The 15,166-nt window shown below is 71.1% G+C and carries 16 protein-coding genes; 10 read left to right on the top strand and 6 right to left on the bottom strand.

Translation table 11 applies throughout. The features are described 5' to 3' along the window. The first annotated feature begins 34 nt into the window (after positions 1-34). Both ACYJSS_RS00910 and ACYJSS_RS00905 read left to right on the top strand, forming a co-directional pair. The gene (locus tag ACYJSS_RS00910; protein WP_236205212.1) at positions 35-1,465 is read left to right on the top strand and encodes a TldD/PmbA family protein; all 1,431 of its coding nucleotides are present in this window, start codon (positions 35-37) and stop codon (positions 1,463-1,465) included. Beyond that, positions 1,465-2,802: a TldD/PmbA family protein gene (locus tag ACYJSS_RS00905; protein WP_236205211.1), complete on the top strand. Its 1,338-nt coding sequence runs from the start codon at positions 1,465-1,467 to the stop codon at positions 2,800-2,802. Before ACYJSS_RS00910 ends, ACYJSS_RS00905 begins: the two co-directional genes overlap by 1 nt. Positions 2,803-3,232: 430 nt before the next feature. Here the strand turns inward: ACYJSS_RS00905 and tpx are convergent, their stop codons facing one another. The 6 genes from tpx to ACYJSS_RS00875 all read right to left on the bottom strand — a co-directional run bounded on the left by tpx (position 3,233) and on the right by ACYJSS_RS00875 (position 9,129). Next, the gene (tpx, locus tag ACYJSS_RS00900) at positions 3,233-3,730 is read right to left on the bottom strand and encodes a thiol peroxidase (protein WP_043244675.1); all 498 of its coding nucleotides are present in this window, start codon (positions 3,728-3,730) and stop codon (positions 3,233-3,235) included. Between the two features lie 179 nt (positions 3,731-3,909). Beyond that, entirely contained in the window at positions 3,910-4,164 is a 255-nt protein-coding gene (locus tag ACYJSS_RS00895; protein WP_236205210.1) for a DUF2790 domain-containing protein, read from the bottom strand. A gap of 202 nt (positions 4,165-4,366) precedes the next feature. Beyond that, the gene (locus ACYJSS_RS00890) at positions 4,367-5,251 is read right to left on the bottom strand and encodes an efflux RND transporter periplasmic adaptor subunit (RefSeq protein ID WP_111261557.1); all 885 of its coding nucleotides are present in this window, start codon (positions 5,249-5,251) and stop codon (positions 4,367-4,369) included. A gap of 7 nt (positions 5,252-5,258) precedes the next feature. Further along, entirely contained in the window at positions 5,259-5,459 is a 201-nt protein-coding gene (locus ACYJSS_RS00885; RefSeq protein ID WP_111261558.1) for a DUF1656 domain-containing protein, read from the bottom strand. Then, positions 5,449-7,614, bottom strand: a complete 2,166-nt coding sequence (locus tag ACYJSS_RS00880; protein WP_236205209.1) for an FUSC family protein — start codon at positions 7,612-7,614, stop codon at positions 5,449-5,451. Before ACYJSS_RS00880 ends, ACYJSS_RS00885 begins: the two co-directional genes overlap by 11 nt. A 9-nt stretch (positions 7,615-7,623) precedes the next feature. After that, a complete protein-coding gene (locus ACYJSS_RS00875; RefSeq protein WP_236205208.1) occupies positions 7,624-9,129 on the bottom strand; it encodes an efflux transporter outer membrane subunit in 1,506 nt (501 codons plus the stop codon). Positions 9,130-9,299: 170 nt separating this feature from the next. On the opposite strand from ACYJSS_RS00875, the gene ACYJSS_RS00870 reads away from it, so the two are divergent. From ACYJSS_RS00870 to ACYJSS_RS00835, 8 genes are all read left to right on the top strand, one after another. Continuing rightward, complete coding sequence (locus tag ACYJSS_RS00870) at positions 9,300-10,253, top strand: LysR family transcriptional regulator (RefSeq protein ID WP_236205207.1); 954 nt, start codon at positions 9,300-9,302, stop codon at positions 10,251-10,253. A 213-nt stretch (positions 10,254-10,466) separates the two neighbouring features. Then, positions 10,467-11,030 carry a hypothetical protein gene (locus ACYJSS_RS00865; protein ID WP_236205206.1) on the top strand — a complete coding sequence of 188 codons (564 nt, stop codon included), beginning with the start codon at positions 10,467-10,469 and terminating at the stop codon, positions 11,028-11,030. A gap of 9 nt (positions 11,031-11,039) precedes the next feature. Beyond that, a complete protein-coding gene (locus tag ACYJSS_RS00860) occupies positions 11,040-11,327 on the top strand; it encodes an EF-hand domain-containing protein (protein WP_236205205.1) in 288 nt (95 codons plus the stop codon). Positions 11,328-11,344: 17 nt separating this feature from the next. Then, the gene (locus ACYJSS_RS00855; protein WP_236205204.1) at positions 11,345-11,917 is read left to right on the top strand and encodes a sigma-70 family RNA polymerase sigma factor; all 573 of its coding nucleotides are present in this window, start codon (positions 11,345-11,347) and stop codon (positions 11,915-11,917) included. Further along, a complete protein-coding gene (locus ACYJSS_RS00850; RefSeq protein WP_236205203.1) occupies positions 11,907-12,209 on the top strand; it encodes a hypothetical protein in 303 nt (100 codons plus the stop codon). The genes ACYJSS_RS00855 and ACYJSS_RS00850 overlap by 11 nt, the downstream gene beginning before the upstream one ends. Continuing rightward, positions 12,206-12,637: a periplasmic heavy metal sensor gene (locus ACYJSS_RS00845; protein ID WP_111261566.1), complete on the top strand. Its 432-nt coding sequence runs from the start codon at positions 12,206-12,208 to the stop codon at positions 12,635-12,637. Before ACYJSS_RS00850 ends, ACYJSS_RS00845 begins: the two co-directional genes overlap by 4 nt. 5 nt (positions 12,638-12,642) lie before the next feature. Continuing rightward, positions 12,643-13,947, top strand: a complete 1,305-nt coding sequence (locus ACYJSS_RS00840; protein WP_111261567.1) for a DUF1800 domain-containing protein — start codon at positions 12,643-12,645, stop codon at positions 13,945-13,947. A 9-nt stretch (positions 13,948-13,956) separates the two neighbouring features. Then, complete coding sequence (locus ACYJSS_RS00835) at positions 13,957-15,075, top strand: DUF1501 domain-containing protein (RefSeq protein ID WP_236205202.1); 1,119 nt, start codon at positions 13,957-13,959, stop codon at positions 15,073-15,075. The last annotated feature ends 91 nt before the right edge of the window (positions 15,076-15,166 follow it).

Genomic DNA, 15,166 nt, shown 5'->3' with positions numbered 1-15,166 from the left:
GCGCGCTTGCCTTGCCGATGATTGGGAGCGCCCCGTGTTCGAACGACTCAAGCAGCAGTTCTCCACCCTGCGCAGCCGCGCCGACTTCCACGCCCTGCGCATCGTCCGCCAGAGCGGCGAGCACTGCCGGGTACGGCGCAATGTCGCCGAGCCGCCGTTCTTCTCCAGCGACCTGGGCGCCATGCTCAGCGTGCGCATCGATGGCGTCGAAGCCTATGCCGCCACCAGCGACCTCAGCGCCGAGGGCCTGCAGCGCGCCCTCGACCTGGCCGAAACCCGCGCCCGGCTGATCGCCCCGTACAACCTGGTGGACGCCCGCGTCACCCCGCCCCAGGGCCGCGCCGAGTACCGCTCCCCGGGCCTCGACACCCCGCTGCCCGGCATCGCCGAGCGCATCGAGCTGCTGCGCGAGGAGTCCGCCGCGGTGCCCACCGACCCGCGCCTGGTCAACTGGACGCTGCTGCTCAGCGTCAACCGCCACGAGCAGCTCTACCTCAACAGCGCCGGCGCCGAGCACTGGCAGGAACTGCAGTTCGTCTACCCCGGCGCCAGCGTCACCGCCTTCGACGGCCACGACAGCCAGACCCGCAGCTTCGGTGGCTACCACGGCGGCCAGCAGGGCGGCGCCGAGGTCATCCAGCGCCTGGGCCTGCGCGGCTCGGCGCCCCGCGTGGCCGACGAGGCGCTGCAGCTGCTGCTGGCGCCCAACACCCCGGAAGGCCCCCGTGACCTGCTGCTGATGCCCGAGCAGATGATGCTGCAGATCCACGAATCCATCGGCCACCCGCTGGAGCTGGACCGCATCCTCGGCGACGAGCGCAACTACGCCGGCACCAGCTTCATCCGCCAGGAAGACTTCGGCCACTACCAGTACGGCTCGGCGCTGCTCAACGTCAGCTTCGACCCGGGCATCCCCGAGGAGCTGGCCAGCTACGGCCACGACGACGACGGCAGCGCCGCGCAGAAGACCCTGCTGATCGAGAAGGGCCTGCTCCTGCGCCCCCTCGGCGGCGCCCTCTCGCAGCAACGCAGCGGCTTGCCGGGCGTGGCCAACAGCCGCGCCTGCAACTGGAACCGCGCACCCATCGACCGCATGGCCAACCTCAACATCGAGCCCGGCAACCAGCGCCTGGAGCAACTGGTCGGCGGTATCGAGCGCGGCATCCTGATGACCACCAACCGTTCCTGGTCCATAGACGACGCGCGCAACAAGTTCCAGTTCGGCTGCGAATGGGGCCAGCTCATCGAAAACGGCGAGCTCAAGGGCGTGGTGAAGAACCCCAACTACCGGGGCATCTCCGCCAGCTTCTGGCGCAGCCTCGCCGCGGTGGGCGACGCCAGCACCTTCGAGGTACTCGGCACGCCCTTCTGCGGCAAGGGCGAGCCCAACCAGGTGGTGCGGGTGGGCCATGCCTCACCCGCCTGCGTGTTCAGCCAGGTCGACGTATTCGGAGGTGCCGCCTGATGAGCGTCCATATCGACTCCCGCGAAGCCGGCTTCGCCGCCCTCGCCGACGCCCTGCGCCAGGCCATGCGCCCCGGCGAGGACTTCACCCTCTGGTACAGCGCCGAGGAATCCGACTTCATCCGCTTCAACCACGCCCGCGTGCGCCAGGCCGGCCATGTGTCCCAGGCCGGCGCCACCCTGCAGCTGATCGCCGCCGAGCGCCAGGCGCAGATGGCCGTCACCCTCTCCGGCCAGCCAGACGAAGACCGCCAGCGCCTGGCCGACGGCCTCGAACGCCTGCGCGCAGTGATCGGCCAGCTGCCGCCCGACCCCTACCTGATGCCCGACCGCACGCCCTGGCAGCGCCGCCATGTCGACAGCCAGCCGCTGCCCGACCCGGCCGCCGTGCTGCCCTGCATCAGCGCCGCCGCCGAGGGGCTGGATATGGTCGGCATCTACGCCGCCGGCCCGCTCTACCGGGGCTTCGCCAACAGCTGGGGCGCCTTCGGCTGGCACAGCGCCCACTGCTTCAACTTCGACTTCAGCCTGTTCCACGCCAACGGCCAGGCGGTGAAGGCCGACTACGCCGGCCAGGGCTGGAACGACGAGGAATTCCTCCGCCGCTTCGCCGCCGCCCGCGCCCAGCTGGAGCACCTGGGCAAGCCCCTGCGCATCCTCGCCCCGGGCGGCTACCGCGCCTACATCGCCCCGGCGGCGCTGGAGGAAATCACCGGCATGCTCTGCTGGGGCGGCTTCTCCGCCCGCGCCCTGGCCAGCAAGGAAAGCCCGCTGCAACGCCTGGACGACGGCGCCCGCTTCAGCCCGTTGCTGGGCCTGCACGAGCAGGTGGCCGGCGCCCTCTCGCCGCCCTTCACCGCCGAGGGTTCGCCACGCAGCGATGTCGCGCTCATCCAGCAGGGCCGCCTCACCGGCCGCCTGGTGGGCTCGCGCAGCGCCCGTGAATACGGCCTGCCCGGCAACGGCGCCAGCGGCGACGAAAATCCCCTGGCCCTGGTGATGGACGCCGGCACCCTGCCCGAAGCCGACGCCCTCGCCGCCCTCGGCACCGGGCTCTACATCGGCAACCTCTGGTACCTCAACTGGTCCGACCTGCCCGCCGCCCGCATCACCGGCATGACCCGCTTCGCCACCTTCTGGGTGGAGGACGGCCGCATCCAGGCGCCGGTCAGCACCATGCGTTTCGACGACAGCCTCTTCGACCTCCTCGGCGACCAGCTCGAAGCCCTCACCGCCGAACGCCAGCTGCGCCTCTCCGCCAGCACCTACGACGAACGCCAGACCCTCTCCTCCCTCCTCCCCGGCGCCCTGGTCAAGCGCCTGCAGCTCACGCTATAGCGCCACACTCCCCCGTAGCCCGGGCTTCACCCGCCCTACGGAGCCGACCGCTGCGTAGGGTGGATGACGCTTCACCCATCCACCATCGGCGCCCCACCACACACCGCTGGTGGAGGTAAAGAGCGACCTCCACCCTACACACGGGTCAACGCCGCACATGGCCCCGCGCAACCCCGTCGGTCGGCCCTGGCACGCCTCGTAGGAGCGAGCTCTGCTCGCGAAGCTGTTGCTCGAACCCGTGGGAGCGAATTCATTCGCGATGAAACATCCGCCCACTCGCAGCCCGGTGCCGGCGGTGGGTCCTTCGCGGCTGAAGCCGCTCCCACAGGGAATGCCCGCAGCGAGGCCATACATCGCGGCGTTGGGCCATGAAATCGCGCCCAAAGAAAAAGGGAGGCCAATGGCCTCCCTTTTCGTCACCCTCGCCCGATCAGAGCGCGGCGATGGCGGCTGCGTAGTCCGGCTCGTCGGCGATTTCGCCGACCAGCTCGCTGTGCAGCACCTTGTCGTTCTCGTCCAGCACGACCACGGCGCGGGCGGCGATGCCGGCCAGGGGGCCGTTGGCGATGGCGACGCCGTAGTCCTTGAGGAACTGCGCGCCACGCATGGTGGACAGGTTGATCACGTTCTCCAGGCCTTCAGCGCCGCAGAAGCGCGCCTGGGCGAACGGCAGGTCGGCGGAGATGCACAGCACCACGGTGTTGGCCAGCTTGCTGGCTTCGGCGTTGAACTTGCGCACGGAGGTGGCGCAGGTGGGGGTGTCGACGCTCGGGAAGATGTTCAGCACCTTGCGCTTGCCGCTCAGGCTGGCCAGGGTCACGTCCGCCAGGTTGCCGCCGACCAGGCTGAAAGCCGGTGCCTGGGCGCCTTTGGCCGGCAGTTGGCCATCGACGCTGACGGGGTTGCCCTTGAGGGTTACTTGAGCCATGGAGTTGATCCTTTTATTGATGGGTTGTTCTGTACTGCAAGCAAGAGTGCCGCAGGATAATGAATTCCGACCGGCAAGTCAGATATTTAATCCAAACGTCACACGCACCCGATGGCTCCCCCAGAAACGACAATGCCCGGCTCATGAGGCCGGGCATCTGTCACGTCGAGCGGCTGGGCTCAACCGTTGGAGCACCCATTGCCGAACACCATGTATTCGAGGCGGTGGACCTTGCCCTGGTGATCCTCGTAGGTCAGGTAGGCCGGCACCACGCCGCAGACGTCGGGGACTTCGCTGCGGGAGATGACCCGGGCGATGTCCAGCTCCATGCCGTAGTGGTACTGCTCGGCCTGGGTGGTATCGGGTTGTTCGGGGGCGGCAGCGAAGACGAGAGGAGACAGGCCGGCCAGGGCCAGCAACATGAACGCTTTCATTGATCTGTTATCCGAATTGCCTTGGGAGGTGGCTTCGGCCCGCTCTCCACGAACGGGCCGAAGGTACAGCGCAACACCGCAAACACGGTGAGGTAGATCAGCATGTGCCTCGTCGTGGGAGGCAGGACGATTTTAAGGAGCGCCACCCGGTGCTTACAGAGCGATCCAGCACAAGGACTGTGGCCGCTGGATCAACAATCCCTCAGCCCCGCGAGGCGTCCGCGCCCTGCCCTTCGTCCACCACCACGGTGCAGGTCATCCCGGCGGACAGCGCCAGCCCCTCGGGCACCTCGTCCAGGTGGATGCGCACCGGCACGCGCTGGGCCAGGCGCACCCAGTTGAAGGTCGGGTTGACGTCCGCCACCAGCTCGCGGCTTTCCGGGTTGTCGCGGTCGTAGATGCCCCGGGCGATGCTGTCGACATGGCCCAGCAGGCGTTCGCCGCTCATCAGGCGCATCTCCACCTTCGCGCCCACGCGGATGCGCGGCAGGCGGGTCTCCTCGAAGTAGCCGTTGACGTAGAACGAGCGCCCGTCCACCAGCGCCATGCTGGCCTGGCCGGTGCGCGCGTAGTCGCCCCGGTAGACGTTGAGGTTGGTGACGTAGCCGTCCACCGGCGCGCGCACCTCGGTGCGCTCCAGGTCCAGCCGCGCGGCATCACGCCGGGCCAGGGCGCGGCGGTAGCGTGCCTCGGCACCCGTGGCGATGTGGCCGGCGTCCTCGCGGCTCTCCCGCGACACCACCAGGTCGTCCATGTCGGCGCGGCGGCGGGCGTTGAGGCGGCGCATGTCCAGCTCCGCGCGGGCGGCGTCCACCTCCGCCTCCGCCTCGCTCACCGCCAGCGCGTAGTGCGAGGGATCGATGCGCAGCAGTACGTCGCCGGCCTTCACCGCCTGGTTGTCGCGCACCGGCACCTCCACCACCAGCCCGGCGACGTCGGGGGCGATGTTGATCACGTCGGCGCGCACCCGGCCGTCGCGGGTCCAGGCCGACTCCATGTAGTGCTGCCAGAGCTGGTGCACCACGGTCACCGCCAGGGCGAGGATGAGCAGGGTCGCGACGACACTGATGATTCGTTTCACGGACAGGGGTCTCTCAACGGTAGGTGGCCAGCGCCAGGGCGCCGTACAGGCAGGTGAACAGGCTGACCCGCAGCAGCACCGGGTGCCAGGCGTGCCGGTACAGCCCCAGGCGCGCGGCCAGGCGGTCGAGCACCCAGCCGCCGGCCAGGGCCAGGAGGAACAGCAGCGTCAGGCTCGGCAGGTAGACGCCGTGCAGGGCGATCTCACGGGGCATGGGCGAGTACCGGGGCAGGTGCCGCCTCGTCCGCCTCGGCCCAGGGCGCCAGCGGGTCGAGCAGCGAGGTGCGGATGAAGTGCAGGTAGCTCTGCAGGCGACGCAGCGGCGAGGTCTCGAACTGTGGCGCGCAGGGCTCGGGGGTGGCGCGCACCGCCTCGATGGCCTGCTCCACCGCCTGCAAGGCGCGCTGGCGGTTGGCTTCGCCCGGCTGGATCAACAGGCGGATCAGCGCGCGGCCCATCACCCGCACCGCCTGGCGCCAGGGCATGGACTCGGCGTAGCACGACAGCGCCGGCAACCGCGCCTGCTCCAGGCGCAGCTCGATCACCGCGTGCCCCACTTCCTGCACCGCATACATCCAGCGCAAGAGGCGACGCTGCACGTCGGGGCGCCCGGCGGAGAAGGCGTAGGCCTGGGCCAGCAGGTCCCGGGTGCCGCTCTCGAAGCCGCTCACCAGCCCACGGATTCGCCCACTCACGGTGTGCACCGCGCACAGGCGCAGGTCGTGCTCCAGGCGCCGCCACAGCCAGGGCCGGTTGGGCGGCAGGATCAGCGCCGCCGCCAGGGTGGCCAGGGTCATGGACAGCAGCACCGCCAGGTACTCGTTGAACAGCCGGTAGGGGTCGTAGTGGGTCAGGTTGGCCGGCAGCGACAGCAGGCAGAACCACACCAGCAAACCGACGCCGTAGCCCGACCACTGGCTGCGCGAGAGCAGCAGCGCGCCCAGGGCGAAGGTGGGTGCCAGGGCGCAGCAGAGCATGGCGAAGCCGTCCAGCCAGGGCAGCACCCAGAAGGTGGTCGCGATACCGGCCACGGCGCCGCCGGTGGCGCCGATGGTCAGCTGCAGGGCCAGGCGCTTGGGGTTGGAGGATGACGACGCCAGTGCCGAGATCATCCCCACGGTCATGGTGAAGGTCTCCCCGGCCGGCCAGGCGGTGGCCATCCAGAAGGTGCCCAGGGCGAGGATCAGCAGGCTGCTGCGCATGCCGGCCACGGCGGCGGCCAGGGGGTTGGCGCGGGGGCGGAAGCTCTCCCGCCAGTCCTCGCGGGCGTGGCGGTGGTCCAGCAGCGAGGCCAGGGTCAGGGCGTAGCCGTGGAGGTCGTCGACGAAGCGGAACAGCAGCTCGGCGGCGGTATCGAAATCCAGCGCGCCGGCCTCGTCCACCTGCTGCACGGCCAGGCGCCCGCGCCCGGCGCGGATCAGCTGCATCAGTTCCTGCCGGCAGGCTGCCAGGCGCCCGGCGAACTCCGCCGCCTCGGCGTCGCTGCCCAGGCGCTCGCGCTGGGCGGCGAGCAATGCCGCCACCTCCGCCAGGGGCGGGGCCAGGGCCTCGCGCACCCGTTGACCGCCGGCCGGCTCGGCCAGGCGGTTGAGCAACTGGTGCAAAGCGTGGAAGCGCGTGGAAAGCACCATGAACTCGTTGTTCAGCCGCCCCAGGCGCCCGGCGCGCAAGCGCATGTGCGGGTCCTCGAAGGCGGTGGCGTTGCGCAGGTTCTCCAGGCCCACGGCGGCGGCGGCGAAGCGCGCGTTGAGCGCCTCGAAGCGCTCGCTGTCCAGGCGCCCGGCCAGCCCCTCGCAGGCGAAGGCGGCGAAGTCGCGGAAGCGCGCCTGCAAGGTGGCGCGCAGGTCGGCGCTGCTGGTCTGCGGCAGCACCAGCGCACTGACCAGCCCGGTGCAGAGGATGCCCAGGGTGATCTCCAGCACCCGCCACAGCGCCGACATGAAGGCCCCTTCCGGGTGCAGGGTCGCCGGCAGGCCGATGATCACCGCCGTGTAGCCGGCCAGCACGCAGGCGTAGCCGCGAAAATCCCGGTAGCGCGCGGCACCGGCGGTGCACAGGCCGATCCAGATGGCCACGGCGAGCATGAACAGCACCCGCTCCTGGTTGAACAGGGCGATCAGCGCCACCATCACCGTCAGCCCCAGCAGGGTGCCGATGATGCGGTAGAAGCTCTTGGCCAATACCTGGCCGCTCTGCGGCTGCATGACGATGAACACCGTCACCAGCACGGTGCCGGGTTGCGGCAGCTCCAGGCGGTAGGCCAGCCAGAGGGCGATGAAGGCGGTGAGCAGGGCCTTGAGGATGAACACCCAGGTCAGGCCCTCGGTGCGCGCCCAGTTGGCCAGGTCGCGGCGCAAGGTTGTGGTCATGGTCGTTTCTCAGGGATGGGGGATGTGCAGCGTGGGTTCGCTGGGCGTCAGTCGCTCCGGCTGTGGGCCGGCGGCAACCGGCAGCACGCCGCCGCCCAGTTGCAGCAACAGGTCGGCCTGGGCCACCAGGCGTGCGGCGCGCACCTGCTGCTGCAGGCGCTGGGCCTGGAGCAGCGCCGGTTGCGCCTCCAGCACCGCGCGCTGGTCGGTGAGGCCGCGCTGGCGGGCCAGTTGCGCCAGGTCGAAGGCGTGCCGGGCCTGGGCCACCGACTCGGCGGCCAGGCGCTGCTGCTCGCGCAGGGACTTCAGCCGCACCAGGGCATCGGCCACGCCCTTGATCGCCAGCACCAGCGCCTGGTTGTAGCCCTGCACCGCCAGGTCGTAGCCGGCCCCCGCCTCGGCCAGGCGGCCACGGCGCAAGCCACCGTCGTAGACGGGCAGGGACAGCGCCGGGCCCAGGCCCCAGGTCAGCTTGTCGTAGCGCAGGAAGTCCAGCACCCCACCCTGCACCGCCGAGGTGCCGAGGCCGCCGAGCAGGTCGACGTTGGGGTAGAAGTCCGCCTTCGCCGCCTCGATGCCCCGTGCCTCGGCCGCCACGCGCCAGCGCGCGGCCACCAGGTCCGGCCGGTGGCCGAGCAGCTCCAGGGGCAGGCGCGGCGGCAGGCCCAGGTCCAGCAGCGGCGACAGGGCCGGGCGTTGCAGCGCCTCGCCCTCCCCCGGGCCGGCGCCGGCCAGGGCGGCGAGCTGGTTGCGGTCCAGCGCGATGGCCTCGTGCAGCAGGTCGATCTGCCGGTGGGCCTCGGGCAGGCCCAGTTGCGCGCGGGTCTCCTCCAGGCCGGTGCCGATGCCGTCATGGCGGCGCTGGCGAACCAGCGCCAGCAGCTGTTCCTGGCGGGCCAGCTCGGCTTCGGCGATATCCAGCTCGGCGTGGTGCAGGGCCAGGCCTATGTAGCTGCGCACCAGGTTGCCTTGCAGCTCCAGGGCCGCCAGGCGCGCCTCGCTCGCCGTCGCCCGGGCCTGGTCGAGGGCCGACTCGCCACGGCTGCGCTCGCGGCCCCAGATATCCAGCGGGTAGGAAAAGCCCAGCTGGCTGGTGTTGTTCCAGCTGCTGCTGCGGGCCAGGTCGCCGGGGCCGTAGAAGGCATCGTCGGGCCAGCGCTTGCGTTGCAGGCTGGCGTCCAGGCCCAGTTGCGGCGCCTCGTCGGCTTCCACCACCCCGGCCCGCGCCCGGGCCTGGCGCACCCGCGCGGCGGCCATGGCCAGGCTCGGGCTGCCGGCCAGGGCGCGGTCCATCCAGCGGTCCAGCTGCGGGTCGCCATAGGCGCGCCACCACTGCCCGGCGGGCCAACCGGCCTCGGCCCGAGCGGCGGTGATGGCGGCGCCCGGCGCCAGTTCATGGGCGTCCAGGGGCCGGGAGGATGGCGCGAGGCCGGAGGAATCGATGCAGGAACACAGAAGCGGGAAGACGGCGAACAGACTGGCTCGGGTCAACCCGGGCCGACGATTGCGGGGCACGTGCGGCACATCCTGAGGCAAGGGCCGAGAGGCCCGAAACGGCGGCGATTCTATGTGCGGCCCGGGGTCAGGATAAGCGCTCGGATAGGCGATTCATTGTGTACTGATCGGCCATAATCCCCTCGGCACTTCATGCCAGAATTCGCATCCCTTCCAGGTCGGAGCCCTCAATGGACATCCTCTTCAACATGCGCGCCTTCGTCTGCGTGGCCGAAACCGGCAGCTTCACCGCAGCGGCGGCCCGTCTCGACCTGACCACCTCCTACGTGTCGCGCGCCGTGGCCACCCTGGAAACCCACCTGCGCACCCGCCTACTGCACCGCACCACCCGTCGCATCGCCCTCACCGAAGCCGGCCAGCGCTACCTGCTGCGCTGCGAGCAGATCCTCGGCTACATCGAAGAGGCCGAGGCCGAAGCCAGCGAGGCCCACGCCCGCCCCGCCGGCAACCTCAAGGTCCACGCCATGACCGGCATCGGCCAGCACTACCTGATCAAGGCCATCGCCCAGTACAGCGAGACCTACCCGGACGTGAGCTTCGACCTGACCCTGGCCAACCGCACCACCGACATCCTCGACGAGGGCTACGACATCTCGGTGGTGATCGCCCAGGAGCTGCCCGACTCGGGCTTCATCTCCAAGCAGCTCGGCACCACCTACAGCGTGCTCTGCGCCTCCCCCGCCTACATCGCGAAAAACGGCGCCCCGCGCCAGCCGTCGGACCTCACCCAGCACCGCTGCCTGCGCCTGGTGAACTCGGTGATGGCCCTGGATAAATGGCTGTTCGAGGGCCCGGACGGGCAGCAGATGATCTCCATCAACCACACCCCTTTCCAGGCCAACACCGCCGACGCCATGACCGAGGCGCTGATCGCCGGCATGGGCATCGGCGTGCTGCCGGTGTACTCCGCCGTGAAGGGCCTGGCCGACGGCAGCCTGGTGCGCGTGCTGCCGCGTCACAGCCTGTTCCCCCTGGGCATCTACGCCCTCTATCCGTCGCGGCAGTTCCTCGACGCGAAGATCCGCACCTGGGTGGAATTCCTCCGCGACTTCCTCCCCGACCGCCTCAAGGCCGACGACGCCGTGATCACCGCCTGCAGCAACGCCTTGCCACCGCAGCCGTAGGCTGAACACCGCCTCACCAGCCCCGCATCCGTCGTCACGCCGGGCTCCGCCGGTGGATGACGCTTCACCCATCCACCAAGCGGAGCACCCGATCACACGGAGCTGTACCCGGCGTCCGCCCCATCCCGGTGCCTTCAAAAAATAAACGCAGGGGCTTCCCCATCGCCGTCGTACAACCCTCGAACCCGCCCTTTTCCCGGCAACGAGGCTCCCATGAACGCCACCCTGCGCAACGCCCTGCCCTACCTGCCCTACCTGCTCTGCCTGCTCCTGCTGTGCGCCGGCCTGGCCGAGGCCAGGGAACGCCAACACACGGGTGGCTTCGTCACCGGCCGTGGCCAGGCCGGCACCTGGCAGACCCAGCGCAGCGGCAACCTGGCCGACGGGCTGACCCGCCAGCGCAGCGTCACCGGCGACGGCGGCCGCAGTTCGAGCCGCACCAGCACCACCCGCTACGACCGCGACAGCGGCCAGTTCAGCCGCAGCAGCAGCGGTGCCGATGGCCGTGGCGTCACCCTGGAAGGCACCCACGCCGACGGCCAGAGCAACGGCACCTGGACCACCAGCGACGGCCGCAGCGGCAGCTTCAGCCAACAGAGCCAGCGTGGCGACGACGGCCTCACCCGCCAGACCCAGGTCACCAACGCAGCAGGCGAGACGGCGCAGCGTTCGGCCGGCTACAGTTTCGACCGCGACAGCCACACCCTTTCCCGCAGCGTCACCGGCAGCCAGGGCGAGACCCGCACCGGTAGCCTCACCCTGACCCCGAACCCCTGAGGTGACTTCATGAAACCCTTCCACAGCCTGTGCCTGGCCCTGCTCCTCGGCGCCAGCCTCAGCGCCCAGGCCGCCGGCGACGGCAGCCGCCGCGAGATGCTCCAGGAGCGCATGCAGGAGCGCGTCAAGGCCATGGACAGCAACGGCGACGGCGCCCTCTCCCGCGAGGAGTACCTGGCCCACGCCGAGAAGCAGTTCCAACGCCTGGACGCCAACCACAACGGCCGCATCACCCAGGATGAAATCGGCAAGCTGCGGCAGCAGGCGCAACAGCGCCAGGGCGGCCAGTTCCCCTGAAGCCGGCCCACTGACGGATGGAACTCGATGACGAGCAGTTGATGGCCGCCGTGGCCGAAGGCGACCCGCGCGCCTTCGCCGCCCTGGTAAACCGCCACCTGCCCCGCGCCTACGCCATCGCCCGGCGGGTGCTGCCCGAGCAGGCCGATGCCGAGGACGCCGCCCAGGAAGCCTTCACCCGCATCTGGACCCACGCCGCCGACTGGCAACCGGGCCGGGCGCTGTTCACCACCTGGCTGCAGCGCATCCTGGTCAACCAGTGCCTGGACCAGCTGCGCCGCCGCAAGCGCCGCCCCGAGCAGGACATCGACGCCCTGCTGGAGGAGCTGCTCGACCCCGACGCCGACACCGCCGCCGAAGTGCAGCGCGCCCGCGAGGCCGCCGAGGTACAACGGGTGGTGCAGCGCCTGCCCGACAAGCAACGCATGGCCGTGGTGCTCTGCTACTTCGAGGAGTACAGCAACCCCCAGGCGGCGGAGCTGATGGGGGTGCATATCAAGGCACTGGAGGGGCTGCTGGGCCGCGCCCGCGCGCAACTGCGGCGCTGGCTGCCCGGCCGCCCGAACGAGGAGAACACCGATGAACGATGAACAGGACCTGCACCGACACCTGGCCGCGCAGCCGCAACCGACGCCGCCGGCGGGCCTCGCCGCGCGCATCGTCGCCCACGCCACCGCGCAACCCCAGCGCCAGGGCTGGCGCCGCCAATTGGCGAAGGCCCTGGAGAACTGGGGCTACGGCTGGCAGGTGAAGCTCGCCAGCGTCGCCCTGTGCGGGGTGCTCGGCCTGCTCGCCGGCCACTTCACCGGCCCGGGCCCCGACGACGACCTGGCGCTGGCCGCCCAGGCCGTGGACCAACTGCTGTGGACGGAGGAACCATGAACAGGACCTGGCTACTCGGCGGCGCACTGTTGCTGTCCATCGCCGCCAACGCCTTCCTCGCCGGCTGGCTGATCGCCCGCCCGGCCACCGCCGTCGCCGGCCTGCAGAGCCAGCCCATGCGCCAACTGCTGGCGCGGGTGCAGGAGCTGCCGCCCGAGCAGCGTCGCGAGGTGCGCGGCATCGTCCGTGAGCACGCGGCGGAGCTGCGCCGGCTGGCCGCCGCCAACCGCGACAACCGCCAGCAGTTGCTGCAACAGCTGGGCGAGCCCAGCCTCGACCGCGCCGCCCTGGAACAGAGCTTCGCCCGCCAGCGGCAGGCCACCGGCGAGCTGCAGGCCGCCGCCCAGGCCATGCTGCTGGAGATCGCCGACACACTGCCCGCCGAGCAGCGCCGCCAGCTGCTGGCGCGCCCAGCCCTGCTGCGCTAGCCGCCATGGACCGGGCCACGAGCCACGCCCTGCAACGCTTCGGCCTCGGCCCCCGGGGTGACGAGGCCGTGTCTATCGGCGAGCCCCGCGCCTGGCTGCTGGCCCAGCTGCGCCCAGCCCCGCTGCCCGAGGCCCTGCAAGGCATCGCCAGCACGCCACCTGCCGCCCTGGGTGCCCGGGGCGACGCCGCCGCCCGCCAGCAGCTGATGCGCGACGCCCGCCAGCGCTACCTGGAGCAGAGCGCCCGGCGCTTCGTCGTGCAGCTGCAAAGCGAGCGTCCGCTGCACGAGCGCCTGGTGATGTTCTGGAGCAACCACTTCTGCGTCTCGGTGCAGAAGCCGGTTGTGGCGGGCCTGGCCAACCGCTACGAGGTGGAGGCCATCCGCCCCCATGTCAGCGGCCGCTTCGCAGACATGCTGCTGGCCGTGGCACGCCACCCGGCCATGCTGCTCTACCTCGACAACGCCCAATCGGTGGGCCCCGACTCCCGCGCCGGGCGCCGCCGCGACCGTGGCCTGAACGAAAATTTCGCCCGCGAGCTGCTGGAGCTGCACACCCTGGGCGTCGACGGCCCCTACGGCCAAAACGACGTCATCGCCCTGGCGCGCATCCTCACCGGCTGGAGCCTGGCCCGTGGCGACGACGGTCCGGTGGCGCGCCACGCCTACCGCCCGGAACTGCACCAGCCCGGCACCAAGACGCTGCTGGGCCAGTCCTTCGGCGAGGCCGGCGAAGCCGAAGGCGAACAGGCCCTGCGCCTGCTCGCCCGCCATCCGGCCACCGCCCGCCACCTGTGCACCAAGCTGGCCCGCCACTTCGTCGCCGACCAGCCGCCGCCGGCCCTGGTGGAGCGCCTGGCGCGCACCTGGCAGGACAGCGACGGCGACCTGGCCCGGGTGATGGCCGCGCTGATCGGCAGCGACGAGGCCTGGGCCCAGCCCCTGGCCAAGCTGAAGACCCCCTACGAGTTCGCCCTGGCCAGCCTGCGCCTGTGCCAGCTGGTGCCCGAGCCCATGCAGGTGATCCAGGGGCTGGAGGCGCTCGACGCCCGCCCCTTCAACGCCCCGTCCCCCGCCGGGCTGCCGGACACCGCCAGCGACTGGAACGCCCCCAACGCCATCCTCAAGCGCGTCAGCTGGGCTCACCGCCTGGGCCAGCGCCTGCCACCCGCGCCAGACCCGATGGCCATCGCCGACCAGGCCCTGGGCCCGCTGCTGGGGGACAACAGCCGGCGCACCATCGCCCGTGCCGCCAGCGCCCAGGACGCCTTCGCCCTGCTGCTGGCCAGCCCCGAATTCCAACGCCGCTGAGGTGCCCCCATGATCAGCCGCCGCCAACTGCTCATCCACGCCGCCCTGCTCGGGGTCGCCGGCGCCCTGCCGCTGCGCCTCGCCGCCGCACCGGGGGACGCCCGCCTGCTGGTGGTGATACTGCGCGGCGGCATGGACAGCCTCGGCGTGCTGGTGCCCCACGCCGACGACCGCTACCACGACCTGCGTCGCGAGCTGGCCGGTGGCGCTCCCGGGCTGCTGGAGCTGGACGCCACCTTCGCCCTGCACAACGCCCTGGGGCCGCTGCAGCCACTGTGGCGCTCGGGCGAGCTGCTGCTCCTGCCGGCCTGCGCCACCCCCTACCGCGAGCGCTCCCACTTCGACGCCCAGAATGTGCTGGAGAACGGCGGCGACAAGGCCCACGGCCTGGACAGCGGCTGGCTCAACCGCACCCTCGGCGCCCTGCCCGGCGCCCACGCCATGGCCCTGGGCGCCAGCATGCCGCTGCTGTTGCGCGGGCCGGCCCGTGCCGGCTCCTGGTCGCCCTCCACCCTGCCCGGCGTGGACGAGGACTTCCTCCAGCGGGTGATGGCCATGTACCAGGAAGACACGCTGCTGGCCGGCACCCTCGACGATGCCGGCCCCATGGGCGGCATGGAGGGCGGGCGCGGGCCCCAGGCCTTCGTCACCCTGTGCCGCCAGGCTGCACACTTCATGACGGGCGAGGCGCGCCTGGGCAGCCTCGACCTCAATGGCTGGGACACCCACGTCAACCAGAACCGTCGCCTGGCCACCCAACTGGAACTGCTGGCCAAGGGACTGCTGGCCTTCCGCGAAGACATGGGCGCGCACTGGCGCAACACCGCCGTGCTGGTGGTCACCGAGTTCGGCCGCACCGCCCGGGGCAACGGCAGCGGCGGCACCGACCACGGCACCGCCAGCCTGGCCATGCTGCTGGGCGGCGGGCTCAAGGGCGGCCGTTGGCTGGGGGACTGGCCGGGCCTCGCGCGCCTCTACCAGGATCGCGACCTGCAACCGGCGAACGATCTGCGCGGGCTGATCCACGCCGTTCTGGAACAGCACCTGGGGCTGCCCGACGCGCTGATCGCCGAGCGCATCCTGCCCGGCAGCCGCGCGCTGGGCGGCCTGGGCCGGCTGTTCGCATGAACCACAACAGAGCCCCGATGAACATGCCGTGACGGGCTGGCGGGCCGGCACGCCCTGTGCTTGGCTGAACGGGCGGCATGCCGCCGCGCAT

This window comes from Pseudomonas sp. No.21 (assembly GCF_054558415.1).
Note: the sequence above shows the minus strand (reverse complement) of the source record. Positions and strands in the feature narration are given on the sequence as shown.

Bases quoted from the DNA above. Each gene is read 5' to 3' on its own strand.
- ACYJSS_RS00895 (WP_236205210.1), bottom strand. From the start codon at position 4,164: ATGAAAGCGTTCATGTTGCTGGCCCTGGCCGGCCTGTCTCCTCTCGTC.
- ACYJSS_RS00835 (WP_236205202.1), top strand. From the start codon at position 13,957: ATGATCAGCCGCCGCCAACTGCTCATCCACGCCGCCCTGCTCGGGGTC.
- ACYJSS_RS00885 (WP_111261558.1), bottom strand. From the start codon at position 5,459: ATGCCCCGTGAGATCGCCCTGCACGGCGTCTACCTGCCGAGCCTGACG.
- ACYJSS_RS00845 (WP_111261566.1), top strand. From the start codon at position 12,206: ATGAACAGGACCTGGCTACTCGGCGGCGCACTGTTGCTGTCCATCGCC.
- ACYJSS_RS00905 (WP_236205211.1), top strand. From the start codon at position 1,465: ATGAGCGTCCATATCGACTCCCGCGAAGCCGGCTTCGCCGCCCTCGCC.
- ACYJSS_RS00865 (WP_236205206.1), top strand. From the start codon at position 10,467: ATGAACGCCACCCTGCGCAACGCCCTGCCCTACCTGCCCTACCTGCTC.
- tpx (WP_043244675.1), bottom strand. From the start codon at position 3,730: ATGGCTCAAGTAACCCTCAAGGGCAACCCCGTCAGCGTCGATGGCCAA.
- ACYJSS_RS00855 (WP_236205204.1), top strand. From the start codon at position 11,345: ATGGAACTCGATGACGAGCAGTTGATGGCCGCCGTGGCCGAAGGCGAC.
- ACYJSS_RS00840 (WP_111261567.1), top strand. From the start codon at position 12,643: ATGGACCGGGCCACGAGCCACGCCCTGCAACGCTTCGGCCTCGGCCCC.
- ACYJSS_RS00860 (WP_236205205.1), top strand. From the start codon at position 11,040: ATGAAACCCTTCCACAGCCTGTGCCTGGCCCTGCTCCTCGGCGCCAGC.
- ACYJSS_RS00870 (WP_236205207.1), top strand. From the start codon at position 9,300: ATGGACATCCTCTTCAACATGCGCGCCTTCGTCTGCGTGGCCGAAACC.
- ACYJSS_RS00850 (WP_236205203.1), top strand. From the start codon at position 11,907: ATGAACGATGAACAGGACCTGCACCGACACCTGGCCGCGCAGCCGCAA.
- ACYJSS_RS00880 (WP_236205209.1), bottom strand. From the start codon at position 7,614: ATGACCACAACCTTGCGCCGCGACCTGGCCAACTGGGCGCGCACCGAG.